Raw genomic sequence first — 11,883 nt, 5'->3', positions numbered from 1 at the left:
CGATAGGAACTGGGGCTGATTTTGTAATAATTGCGGAAGCAGGCGCCGCAGTCGATACGGTGCCTGTTTTAAAAGAAGGGAAAGTCTGTGGCATCGGACAGATGGAAATCTTAAAAAAGAAAGTACGCAAATGTCAAACAGCCTGTATAATAGGGCAGAAGTGAATGAAACATAAAATTACAGAGGGAGAAACGGAATGATTCAATTTTTACAGGAAGCGGCCCATGTTGTGCCGTCGAAGCGCCAGCTGGACTGGTATGAGCTGGAAAGCTATGCGTTTATTCATTTTGGAGTAAATACCTTTACGAATCGGGAATGGGGAGAGGGAACCGAGCCGGAATCTATTTTTAATCCTGAAAATCTGGACTGCGATCAGTGGGTGGAAGCGATCAAGGCAGCAGGCATGAAGGGAATGGTGCTGACAGCAAAGCATCACGACGGTTTTTGCCTTTGGCCTTCCAAATATACGGAGCATTCCGTGAAAAACAGCCCGTGCAAAAAAGACGTTGTCCGGGAAGCTGCCGAAGCATGTAAAAGGGGCGGCATCAAGTTCGGATTTTATCTGTCTCCGTGGGATCGGAACGCTTCCTGCTACGGGACGCCGGAATATAACGACTATTTCTGCAACCAGCTGACGGAGCTTCTGACAGAGTACGGCGACATCTTTTATGTCTGGTTTGACAACGCCTGCGGAGAAGGTCTAAACGGCAGAAAACAGGTATACGATTTTCCTCGTTATATTGAGCTGATCCGGAAATATCAGCCCAATGCGGTTATTTTTAACGATTTCGGACCGGACATCCGGTGGTGCGGCAACGAAGCCGGTAAACCGAGACATTCCGAATGGGCGGTCATCCCGTCCGAACTGTGTCATTTGGGCAGGGTGCAGACGGGTCCCGGACCGATGGCGGAGGAAGGAAGCCTTTCCTGGATTTACAATACCGAACAGGAGTTAGGAACGATGCCGAATATTCTCTACACGAAGGGTCTGACCTTTACGCCTACGGAGATCAACATGTCTATCCGTTCGGGCTGGTTCTGGCATCTGGAAGAGGAGCCGCACTCCCTGGAACGCCTGTTTACTACCTATCTGGGAAGTGTCGGGTCGAATGCGTGTATGCATCTGAATTTGCCGCCTAACACAGACGGACGGATTGATGAGCGGGACGTAAAGCGTCTCAAAGAGTTCGGCGCGCTGCTGCAAGAAGAGTTCGGCACTGAGCTGGATGTCAAAATCCGGGAAGAGGAAAGTCCCAAAACGCAGAAGGTCTATACGATTTCCTTAAAGCAACCCACCGCACAGATCCGCTATGTTTCGCTGCGGGAAGATCTGACCAAGGGTCAGCGCGTAGAGGGCTTTCGGATTACGGCGCAGTCCGGCAGCGGCAATCAGTATCCGCTGTATCAGGGCACTGTCATCGGAAACCGCAAAATCTGCCAGCTGCAGAATCCCTTCGGCGAGCAGAACCCGCTGATCAACGACATGGAAGACCGCATCTGTCAGATTCAGGTACAGATCACTGCGGCGAGGGATGAAGTATTCTTAAAAGACATTAAAATCTATTAAGAAAACTGCAGATAGACTTCGCCGGATCAAGGAGGAATACAGGTTTAATTCTGTGAGATAAGATGCCACAAAAAAGAGCTGCCGTATGGGCAGCTCTTTGATGTTATCCCAGCACCTTCTGGAATGCCTCCCAGGCAACGCAGAACGCCTTTTCCGTGTTGTTTTCGGTGCGAATCGCAGCGTTGTGTTCTAATGCTGCGAGACCGCTGAAATTGGCTAAATGCGGCTCGAGGCTTAAAAAGCCGTGATAGCCGGAAGCGTCGAGCTTTTGGAAAATTTCCGGCAGATGTCCGTCGCCTGTGCCTGCCGGAACGACTTCGCTGGTAGCAAAGAGCGCGTCCTTGACGTGGACATAGGAAATATAGGGGGAGAGCATTTCATAAGCCTCTAACGGATCCTGACCGCACTGGATAAAGTTCGCAAAGTCGAACGTGCAGGAGAAGTGCTTCCCTGCAAATTGCTGCATCAGGTCGAGGCAGCGGGACGCGTTGTCGCCGTAAATACCTTTTTCATTTTCATGCAGCAGGGTGATATTGTTATGCGCAGCCTCTGCAACCATCGCCTCCGTCCGGAAAAGCACCTCGGAGCGGCAGTCTGCCGCAGCATAGTTTTCCGGGATATAGAAGCTGAACATACGGATATAGGGCGTTTCGAAGATGTCTGCCATTTGTTCCGTATGGGAAAGCTTCTGCAGGTGCGCATCGAAATCATCGTCAATTCCGATTTTGCCGATCGGAGAGCCGATGGCGGAAATGCGGATATTTGCCTGATCGAGCTTTTTCTTTACCTCTTTTGCAAAATTCATCGTAAAATCGGATACATTTATGCCGTCCGCGCTGCGCAGCTCGACGTAGGAAATGCCGAGCCGGGAAAGCACTTCGATCTGGCGGTCTAAGGATTCCGCGATTTCGTCAGCAAAGCAGCTGACCGGGCAGGAAGAGAGCAGTTTATGTTGTGTGTTCATGACGGGTTACCTCATTGTTTTTTGTTGTGTGGGGCGGAGAGACAGCGTGCATTCTATTGTTCGATGAGTGTTACACTGTGTCCGCTGCGGGCGGATTCATACGTTCCAAGCATCAGCCGGATGCTCGGCTCCATTGTTTCCAGGTTTAAGCTAAAGCGCCGGTTGTCGCGCAGTGACTGGTAGAAATCCGAAATGCATGCGGTGTGCCCGGTGCCCCAGTAGCTCTTGCCGATCGGGGGCAGCGTTTCGACGGAAAGCTGATAAGGCGCAGCGTCTTTGGGATATACCGTGACGTGCGGGTCTTCCACGCGGATTGTCATATTTTCGCAGGCGATTTCGATCAGCGGTGCGACGTCTGCGCAGTAGGAGGTCGTCGCATAGAAGCTTGCATGGACGCCGTTAAAGTCAATATAGGCTTCGAGCGTATCCTCGACTTCGATTACGTCTTTTAAATGGTGGTTGGTCATCGTTGCATCGACCGTAGTCGGGTCGCCGAGCAAAAAGCAGAGCAGATCCTGTGTGTGGACGGACTGGTTGATCAAAACGCCGCCGCCCTCGGTTTTTAAGCTGCCTCTCCAGCCGCTTTCGGTATAATAAGCTGCGCCTCTGCACCAGGTTACGAACGCGCGTGCGCCGAGGACTTTTCCGGCTTTACCGGAGTCGATCAGATCCTTTGCTGCGCGGATGCTGGCGTTATAGCGGTTCTGATAACAGAAGCCGAGCTGTGCCTCAGATTTTGCAGCAGCTTTTTTCAGCTCTTCGAGCTGGTCAAAAGAGATCGCAGGCGGCTTTTCCATAAAGACATTGATATTTCGTTCCAGGGAATAAATCGCCATCGGAACGTGCAGATAGTGCGGCGTGCAGATATGCAGGACATCCGGTTTTTCTGCTTCAAGCATGCTTTCGAGGGACGGATAGGGCTTGGTATGGAAATTTTCCGCATAACTCTGCGCTTTTTCGGGTTTGATATCGGCGGCAGCGACAAATTCCGTATCAATGCCGGAGGTCAGGACGCTGCCGTGTACGGCGGCGATACCACCGCAGCCAACCAGACAGGTTTTCATGCCTTTACGCCTCCTTTGTCGGTATTGTCTGAAACCTTGCTTCCATAGCTGTCAGAGGTATCGAACGTCGCTTCGGTCACTTCGGTTTTGACTTTGGAGGCTTTGCGGTGCTCATTTAATTTTTCAAGGAAAAGCGCTTCATCGATCGGCAGGGTAACCGTCTGGTCTGTCCAGGAGGAAAGGTGCATCGCATTGGAAAGCTCCAGACCTCGGATGCCCTCGGTTCCGTCTGCAACGAGCGGTTCGCCGCGCAGGATCGCGCCTGCAAAAGCGTTCAATACGCCGACATGCTGCGGATTTTTGCCGTCCAGTTCGATTGTGACCTCATGTCCGGCGGGCTGTTCGAAGCCGCCTGTTGCCGTAAAGCAGAAGTCACGTTCGCTCTGTTCGAGCTCGAAGAACGTCAGTTTGTCATGCTCTGCTACGAGTTTTCCGCGTTCCAAAGTGATTTCAAAACGGTTCGTGCCGGGAGCATCTGCCGTGGTCGTGACGAAAACGCCGGTTGCGCCATTCGGAAATTCGAGATAAGCGGTTACATCGTCCTCGACCTCGATCTGGTGCCATTTGCCGTTGTGGCAGAAGGCGCGGACGCGGCAGGGGAGTCCACAGATCCACTGCAGGAGGTCTAAGTTGTGCGGGCACTGGTTTAACAGCACGCCGCCGCCTTCGCCGTCCCAGGTTGCGCGCCAGCCGCCGGAGTTATAGTAAGCCTGTGTGCGGTACCAGTCGGTGATGATCCAGTTGACGCGCTTGATCTGACCGTATTTGCCGTTCTGTACCATTTCATGCATCTTTCTGTAAACGCAGTTGGTGCGCTGGTTGAACATCATGCCGAACACTTTGCCGGAGCGGATGGCAGCTTCGTTCATTTCGCGAACCTGCTTGGTATAAACGCCTGCGGGCTTTTCACTCATGACATGAAGCCCGTGTTCGAATGCGAGGATCGCAAGGCGCGGATGCTCGTAGTGGGGCGTTGCGATGATAACGGCGTCGCACAGACCGGATTCGATCAGCTGGTCGCCGTTTTCAAAAAGAACGACGTCATCGGGCAGCGTCTCCTTTGCCCAGTCGCGTCTGGACTGCCGCAGGTCTGCAGCGGCGGTCAGTTTGATTTCGGGCGTCAGTCCGGCGAGGATGTTGTTGCAGTGGCCACTGCCCATATTTCCAAGTCCGATGATGCCAAGTTTTACCTGATTCATAAGTACCTCCTCTTGATACAGAAATTTCGGTAATGCAAAATTCGCCTGTGTCGATTCAACTCCGGCAGTAGGCATTTGCTGCCGGATGAAAATCTGATTTAGCGGTAGCCAGCATTTGCCAGATTTTCATAGCTGGTCTTTAAGCAGTCGAAGGGGCTTTCCCCATAGCAGTCATCCTGCTCAACGAGCATATATTTGCAGTTGGAAGCTTCCAGCGCATGGAAAATAGCGGAGAAGTTTAAGTTGCCTTCCATAACCGGAGCCATGACCGGCTGCCAGTTTTTTACCTTCATATCTTTTAAGTGGACGCAGGGAATCCGGTCGCTCATCTGCGAGATCCAGTCACAGACGTCCGCGCCTGCTGCCGCAACCCAGTAAGTATCGAGCGTGACTCCCATTTCATCCGGTGCAAAGCCCTCGAGGAGATATTCCAAAATCCGGCGGTTGGGCGCAGCATTTGGAAGATTTTCCGCGGCAAAAGTTTCGAACTCGAGGTTATGGTTGTGGTACATGAAAAGCTTTCCTGCCGCCGCGATTTTTTTCGCAGGCTCTTTAAAATCGGAAATAAAGTGGGAAAGCCACTCTTTGGTGCGGTATTTGTCCGGCATGCAGCCAAGACCGATATAGTTGCAGCCGAGGATATCGTGCTCTTTGATGAGCGCGTCGGTATCGTGCAGAATCCGTTCGGGATCGCTGTGGGTCAGGACAATGGAAATGCCCGCGCGGTCGCAAATTTCACGGATCTGCTCCGGCTTAATCTGTTTGGAAACGGCGGAAAGCTGGACGGCTTTATAACCGATGTCAGCGATTTTTTGAATGGTACAGGTAAAGTCTTCGATCGTCTGTGTGTAGCTGCGGACGGTGTAGAGCTGTGCCCCTGTCTGTAGCATGAGAAAGTTCCCCCTTTCAATGGTTGCTGTCTGAATATCATGCATTCCTATGATAGCCTCATTATAGCAGAAAGACGATTGTAAGAGAAGTTGGCTATATTGTAAAAGTTGCGATTTCGTGCTAGTTTTGTGGTAAAAGAATTTGATGTATTACAGAAAGGACGCCTTATGAAAAAAGAATTAGAGAGCAGATTTGTCACGCGCCAATACATGCTGGCGCAGGATTTTGAAGTTTATTATTACAGCGATAGCGGGATGGCAGAGGTGCGGACGCATTCCCACGATTATTATGAATTTTATTTTTTCCTGGAAGGGGACGTCTGTATGAAGATCGGAGAGCGTTCCTATTTGCTCAAGTACGGAGATATCATCCTGATTCCGCCTCAGATTCCGCACTGTGCGATCATCCAGAATCCACATAAGCCGTACCGACGGTTTGTGTTCTGGATCAGCTGTAGTTATGCAGATCAGCTGCAAAAACAGTCAGACAGCTATGGGTATCTGATTGAGCGGGCGACAAAGCGTCAGGAATATGTGCTGCATCAGGAGGAGATCGCATTTCGGGAAACGCAGGCAAAGGTACTCCGGCTTTTAGAAGAGATGCGGCAGGACAGGTTTGGAAAGGATGCGAAGATTCCGCTCTGTATTGGTGAACTTGTGCTGCATTTAAATCGCGAGGCATACGCACAGGAGCACCCGATCCGGGAGCGGTCGATGCAGGGACTGTATGAAATGATGATGGATTATATAGAAGAGCATTTAAAAGAAAACCTTGATCTGAACGAGCTTTCGCGCATCTTTCATGTGAGCAAATATCATATTTCCCATGTGTTCAAGGATGAGACGGGGATTTCCGTACATCAGTATATTCTGAAAAAAAGGCTTGATGCCTGCAAAAGCGCCATCCGCAGCGGCGATAAGATCACGAGCGTCTACCCGGTGTTTGGATTTCGGGATTATTCCGCTTTTTACCGGGCATTTCGGAAGGAATATGGGATTTCCCCGAAAGAGTACAGGGAGATGCTGGAGAAGCTGGAGTAACTGAATTTCATCCCAAAAACATTGACAGACAGGTTTCTCTCAGGTAGAATATACTTAACAGAACCCGCCACGCTTAGTCTTGTTTTGCAAGAATGCGCAACCCGGCGGGACTTTTTATACCCAGAGGGAGGTGAGCCATGTATACATATCCTAAGAATTTTCTATCCGTTACACAACTAATCCAAAAACTCAAGGACGCTGGAATGGTAATCGACGCAAATGACACAGCTGAAATGGCATTAACAACGATTGGTTATTATCGATTGAAGGGATACAGCTTTCATCTTATTGATCCCGCAACCAAAAAGTATATAAAAGGAACAACCCTGTCTGATGTTATAAAATTGTACCATTTTGATACAGAGCTGTCCCATTTATTGTTCCGCTATTTATCACAAATTGAAGTTGCGTTAAGATCACGACTTGTTAATGCGTTCCAGATCACCCAGGATGCTCTCGTTTTAAACGATCCCTCTGTATTTAAAGATAAGAAAACATTCTGGAAAAATCAGAGTACTATTGCAGCTGAAATCAGTCGTTCAAATGATGTTTTCATAGAGCATAACTTCAATAATCACGATGGAGCGGTTCCCATATGGGCAGTTGTCGAGGTAATGTCGTTCGGAACCATATCAAAAATCATCAAAAATATGAAAACCGGCGGTGACAGCGCATTTTCTGAGCTGATTAAAAATTATAAATTTCAAAACAGCAAGGGACAAGCTATTCATCCATCAAAAGATATGTTTACATCCTGGATTCAGGCTGTTTCTATAATGCGAAATATTTGTGCCCACAACGGTCGTATTTACAACCGCACCATCAGCACTAGACCACAACTTATTTATTCTGATATCATCCAGCCGCATCCCCGATATAATGGTTTATATCAGATTATGCTTTCTATGAAGTATCTTCGTCCAACCGATGATTCCTGGACGACTTTTGCGGCAGATTCCAAACGGTTATTGAAGGAATATTCTGATGTTTGCGATTTGCGAAGACTAAATTTTCCATCCGACTGGAAAAGCCATTTTTAATAGGGCTCATACTTTTCATATATCTGCATATACTGCTGTTGATAGAACCAATCAAGCCTCTTGCAGATGCTCAAATCGATTGGACTTTCAGGAGAGACGATATCTTTTCGTCTCTCCGTTAAAAATAAAAAAAGGAACCTTCTAAATTCCCTAACGGGAATTTAGAAGTAGCGCAAAAAAGAGAGCCTTTGCCGTGTGCCGATAAGACAGTAATTTGAGAAAACTACAAAATCGGCATCTGCCAAGCAGGATTGGACAACAAAACAGGCGGCACTCAACGTCGGTTGGGTGCTGCCTGTTTTTGTACATCTAAGGGTTGAAAATCACCGGCTTTCTGCTCTGTAAAGCAAGGATAGTAAAAAGGGTGAAATAGTTATCGCTCTCATGCAGTTCCTTTGTGAAACAGCGAATCGCTGTATAAGGTATACGGTTCGCTGGGAAGTGCGCATATTTACGGTCGTGCAAAATACCCCACAAAACCGTAAAGTCGATAGAGGGGTATTTCGATGCAGAGTATGTTCGACACTGGGGAAACTGAAAATCAGCTTATATTCGTAGAAAAGTTACATTTTAGGGCGATAAATTCTGGGTATCGTATTGAAAACAGAGCTATCCTTGTGACATAATGTGTGTACACACTTTCGAGGAGGTGCAGCATGGCTATACCTAAGCTGAAAAAGCAGGATGTTATTGATGCCCTGAAATTTATCGACGAGAACGGAGTTCCCGAACATAATACGAGCGTAAAATATGTTCTTGTGTCTGAGAATGGGAAAAAGTATCCGCCGAAGTATGTAGTAGCCGTTGCTGACCATTTGGCCAACGGCGCAGATATTTCAACAGAATCCTTTAACAGCGTTGACGCAAAGGACTATCTGGAAAACATGGGCTTCGTAATTGAGGAGAAGCAGCAGGAAAAATATATGCTCATAATCACTGCTGAAAGTGTTTCCTCTACGGACGAACGCTTCACGATGGATAATCTGAGCCTTGGTGACAATTATAAGCCGCTGGATGCCTATTTTCAGAAAGCAAACGGAGAAATAATCAGACGCGCCTACAGTAAAGGCGAAAAAAGAAATTCCAATCTGACTCTGCCACGTCTTGCCTGCCAGATATTTGAAAAGCAAATTGCCGCCCTGTCTGTTGAGGAAAAGGAAAGTTTTCCTGTATGCAGATATAACCCCAATCGCGAGATGATCTGCGGCATTTATACAAGCGTAGAAGAATTCAAAAAACATCGAAACACATTCGAACATATGGACTATAGCTATGATAACGGTCGTATGTTTGTTATTTACAGTTGGAACACCTTCTCTACACTTATTTTCGTTCAGGAGTGTTTGAAGCATTTCGGTGAGCGTGGAGATCAATTTGTCCTGATATACCGCGAAAAAGATGAAAAGGAAACCGTGGTGTCAGAAAGAGAGATTGCGAGTCGAGATGATCGTGGCCAACAGCCTGCGGAATACCGAAACCCCTACTCATCCATGCTGATTGAATCAAAAAATCTGATTTTCAGAGGTGCGCCCGGTACCGGAAAATCTTATCTTGCCAAAGAAATCGCTACGGATATTATCAGCAATGGTTATGAGGACAACTACACTTGCCTTACTGACGAGCAGAAAAAACAGGTTGAGTTTGTTCAGTTCCATCCGAGTTATGACTACTCTGATTTTGTTGAAGGATTAAGACCGAAAATCAATGATGATGGGACAATGGGCTTTGAATTGCAGGATGGCATTTTCAAGAAGTTTGTTGCCCGTGCCAGAAAGAACTATGAGGACTCCCAAAAATCCAGAGAAACCGTAGAAAAGGAAGTCACGGTTCAAGAATCCATGACAGAGTTTTTCTCCGGCGTTGAGTTTGGCGTTAACACATTTAAGACGATTAATGGAAATGAATTTACCATTACTGGTGTGGATGACGGGCATATCCATATTTCTATTCCCGGAAACGCATCTGTCAACAGGCTTGCTCTGAGTTTGGATGAAGTTCGGAAGATGCTGGAATCCGGGCAGAAGTTTGAAAAAATAAAGGATATCACGTCCTTTTTCGGAAAGACGTTTGCTACGCAAGGATACTCCTATGACTTTGCTATCTATAAAGCAATCAAAGCGAAGAAAGGTACAGTTTCAAAAGCAAAGGCAAAACAGGAGGAACTGAAAAAATACATATTCATCATAGATGAAATCAACCGCGGCGAGATTTCAAAGATTTTCGGTGAACTGTTCTTTGCAATAGATCCCGGTTATCGCGGTAAAACCGGAGAGATCTCCACGCAGTATTCCAATCTGCACTCTGACCCCGGCGAAAAGTTCTATATTCCTGAAAATGTCTATATCATCGGCACCATGAACGATATCGACCGCTCTGTGGACAGCTTTGATTTTGCCATGCGTCGTCGTTTCCGTTTCGTAGAACTCAGAGCGGATGAGCGCCTTGAGATGCTTGCGTCGCTGGAAAACGAGGAGTTGGAGGCTGAGGCAATCAGAAGGATGGCTGCACTCAATAAGGCAATCGCAGAGGTCGAGGATCTGAATGAAAATTATCAGATCGGAGCGTCTTACTTTCTGAAGTTGAAAACACTTGATTTTGACCAGCTTTGGACTGATTATCTGCAACCGCTTCTACAGGAATACATTCAGGGAATGTACGATGAGGAAGGAATTATGAATCGGTTCGTAAGGGCATACGGCTATCAGAAACCTGCCAGAGGTGATGCGAATGAAGCTGCTCAGGATCAAGGATAACTCCCAGCAGAAAAAAGATGCCTTTTCTCAAGTAGCGAGGCTGACAGGCAAAATTGCAGATAAAACATTGGAACAGCTTGAGCGTGAAGGTGTGTTCGTATTTCCTGAAACCGTAAAGGATGCAGAGGATATTACGCAAGATCAGATGATCCTCCAAAGCGTCAATGACACCTATCGCTCCGGCAATGTGATGGGCTTTCTCGGCTACGGTGATGAGCGACTTGTGATCGCGTCCCGTTTTTGCGGAGAGGGTGAGGATTACTTTTTCCAGTATCTTTTAGATGAAGTTTTGGACTTTCCAAACATCGTAGATTTGAACTCCGATGCCAATCAAGACAATCGGCTGTTCAATTTTCTGCTGTTTCTGTTTCCGTATTACCTCAAAGCAGCGATGCGGAAGGGCTTGTTCAAAAAGTATATCCGCCACAGGTACAATGATGGAAATGTAAAAGGCACCATTGATGTCGCAAGGCATATAGAAAAGAACACCCCGTTTGTTGGTAATGTTGCATACAGCCAGCGAGAGTTTTCTTATGATAACAGTTTGATGGAGCTGGTGCGGCATACCATAGAGTTTATCAAAAGAAAGCCTTATGGGAATAAACTTCTTATCAAATTGAAAGACGAGGTAAAACTCGTTATAGATGCGACTCCGGGATATGAGCCGTATGACAGGCAGAAGATCATTGAACAGAATAAAAAGAATACCCGTCCGCCACGCTTATTTCAGAGAGTATCTCGCATTACAAAGGTTGTGTCTCTTAATCCTCCGACACCAGAAACATCAAATCGGCACGGGAGCGAGGCAGATATACGGTATTCTGTTTGACGGTGCATGGCTGTGGGAGAAATATATTAACTTGCTCATTGAAGATATCTTCTACCACCCAATGAACAAGAGCGGCACAGGCGCTCAGAGACTGTTTGATGGAAATGTAGGCTTGATCTATCCCGATTTCATCAGCCGGAATAGCGAACCACGGATCATTGCTGACGCGAAGTATAAGCCCCTTGACAACATTGGCAATCGAGATTATTTACAAGTGCTTGCCTATATGTTCCGGTTTGATGCAAAGGCTGGTTACTATCTCTATCCAGAAGTGGAAGGGTCTGACGATTTGAAATTGTGGTTGAACCGTGGTTTGACCTATGAGAAAAATGTTATGGCGCGTGACGACATCAGCGTTATCAAGCATGGCTTGAAAATTCCTATAGATGCGCAGAATTATTCAGAGTTTACCGCGAAGATGAAGGTTCAGGAGCAGGCATTTACAAGCGTATTCTATGCGTGATTTTGTAGGAGAACACAGAACTGCATATCAATAATCGATCGGTTTTGATTGGAAATAATCCGTAGGAGTAAAG

General features: G+C 47.3%; 10 protein-coding genes. 6 read left to right on the top strand and 4 right to left on the bottom strand.

Annotated features, from left to right (window positions below; all coding sequences use genetic code 11):
- The first annotated feature begins 196 nt into the window (after positions 1-196).
- Positions 197-1,567, top strand: coding sequence for an alpha-L-fucosidase (locus OCV62_RS01820; RefSeq protein WP_262584842.1), 1,371 nt, complete (start codon positions 197-199; stop codon positions 1,565-1,567).
- Positions 1,568-1,670: 103 nt separating this feature from the next.
- On the opposite strand, the gene OCV62_RS01815 is transcribed toward OCV62_RS01820, so the two are convergent.
- The 4 genes from OCV62_RS01815 to OCV62_RS01800 form a co-directional block, all read right to left on the bottom strand.
- Positions 1,671-2,531: a sugar phosphate isomerase/epimerase family protein gene (locus OCV62_RS01815; protein ID WP_262584841.1), complete on the bottom strand. Its 861-nt coding sequence runs from the start codon at positions 2,529-2,531 to the stop codon at positions 1,671-1,673.
- Positions 2,532-2,584: 53 nt separating this feature from the next.
- Positions 2,585-3,595, bottom strand: coding sequence for a Gfo/Idh/MocA family protein (locus OCV62_RS01810; protein ID WP_262584839.1), 1,011 nt, complete (start codon positions 3,593-3,595; stop codon positions 2,585-2,587).
- Positions 3,592-4,794, bottom strand: coding sequence for a Gfo/Idh/MocA family protein (locus OCV62_RS01805; protein WP_262584838.1), 1,203 nt, complete (start codon positions 4,792-4,794; stop codon positions 3,592-3,594). Before OCV62_RS01805 ends, OCV62_RS01810 begins: the two co-directional genes overlap by 4 nt.
- 98 nt (positions 4,795-4,892) lie before the next feature.
- On the bottom strand, positions 4,893-5,684 hold the full coding sequence (locus OCV62_RS01800) for a sugar phosphate isomerase/epimerase family protein (RefSeq protein ID WP_262584837.1): 792 nt from the start codon (positions 5,682-5,684) through the stop codon (positions 4,893-4,895).
- Positions 5,685-5,852: 168 nt separating this feature from the next.
- On the opposite strand from OCV62_RS01800, the gene OCV62_RS01795 reads away from it, so the two are divergent.
- From OCV62_RS01795 to OCV62_RS01775, 5 genes are all read left to right on the top strand, one after another.
- Positions 5,853-6,725, top strand: coding sequence for an AraC family transcriptional regulator (locus OCV62_RS01795; protein ID WP_262584836.1), 873 nt, complete (start codon positions 5,853-5,855; stop codon positions 6,723-6,725).
- A gap of 137 nt (positions 6,726-6,862) precedes the next feature.
- Positions 6,863-7,765: an Abi family protein gene (locus OCV62_RS01790; RefSeq protein ID WP_021915558.1), complete on the top strand. Its 903-nt coding sequence runs from the start codon at positions 6,863-6,865 to the stop codon at positions 7,763-7,765.
- A 656-nt stretch (positions 7,766-8,421) separates the two neighbouring features.
- Positions 8,422-10,518 (top strand): McrB family protein, encoded by a 2,097-nt coding sequence (locus OCV62_RS01785; RefSeq protein WP_262584835.1) that lies wholly within the window; start codon positions 8,422-8,424, stop codon positions 10,516-10,518.
- Complete coding sequence (locus OCV62_RS01780; protein ID WP_262584834.1) at positions 10,493-11,347, top strand: 5-methylcytosine restriction system specificity protein McrC; 855 nt, start codon at positions 10,493-10,495, stop codon at positions 11,345-11,347. The genes OCV62_RS01785 and OCV62_RS01780 overlap by 26 nt, the downstream gene beginning before the upstream one ends.
- Positions 11,271-11,810 carry a 5-methylcytosine restriction system specificity protein McrC gene (locus tag OCV62_RS01775; RefSeq protein ID WP_262584833.1) on the top strand — a complete coding sequence of 180 codons (540 nt, stop codon included), beginning with the start codon at positions 11,271-11,273 and terminating at the stop codon, positions 11,808-11,810. The genes OCV62_RS01780 and OCV62_RS01775 overlap by 77 nt, the downstream gene beginning before the upstream one ends.
- The last annotated feature ends 73 nt before the right edge of the window (positions 11,811-11,883 follow it).

The sequence above is a fragment of the Gallintestinimicrobium propionicum genome (assembly GCF_025567525.1).
Lineage (GTDB): Bacteria > Bacillota > Clostridia > Lachnospirales > Lachnospiraceae > Gallintestinimicrobium > Gallintestinimicrobium propionicum.
This window is presented reverse-complemented; position numbering and strand designations above follow the sequence as displayed.

What these genes read in the sequence shown, in the direction of transcription:
- OCV62_RS01790 (WP_021915558.1), top strand. Translation starts at nt 6,863, where the DNA reads ATGTATACATATCCTAAGAATTTTCTATCCGTTACACAACTAATCCAA.
- OCV62_RS01785 (WP_262584835.1), top strand. Translation starts at nt 8,422, where the DNA reads ATGGCTATACCTAAGCTGAAAAAGCAGGATGTTATTGATGCCCTGAAA.
- OCV62_RS01800 (WP_262584837.1), bottom strand. Translation starts at nt 5,684, where the DNA reads ATGCTACAGACAGGGGCACAGCTCTACACCGTCCGCAGCTACACACAG.
- OCV62_RS01780 (WP_262584834.1), top strand. Translation starts at nt 10,493, where the DNA reads ATGAAGCTGCTCAGGATCAAGGATAACTCCCAGCAGAAAAAAGATGCC.
- OCV62_RS01805 (WP_262584838.1), bottom strand. Translation starts at nt 4,794, where the DNA reads ATGAATCAGGTAAAACTTGGCATCATCGGACTTGGAAATATGGGCAGT.
- OCV62_RS01820 (WP_262584842.1), top strand. Translation starts at nt 197, where the DNA reads ATGATTCAATTTTTACAGGAAGCGGCCCATGTTGTGCCGTCGAAGCGC.
- OCV62_RS01810 (WP_262584839.1), bottom strand. Translation starts at nt 3,595, where the DNA reads ATGAAAACCTGTCTGGTTGGCTGCGGTGGTATCGCCGCCGTACACGGC.
- OCV62_RS01815 (WP_262584841.1), bottom strand. Translation starts at nt 2,531, where the DNA reads ATGAACACACAACATAAACTGCTCTCTTCCTGCCCGGTCAGCTGCTTT.
- OCV62_RS01795 (WP_262584836.1), top strand. Translation starts at nt 5,853, where the DNA reads ATGAAAAAAGAATTAGAGAGCAGATTTGTCACGCGCCAATACATGCTG.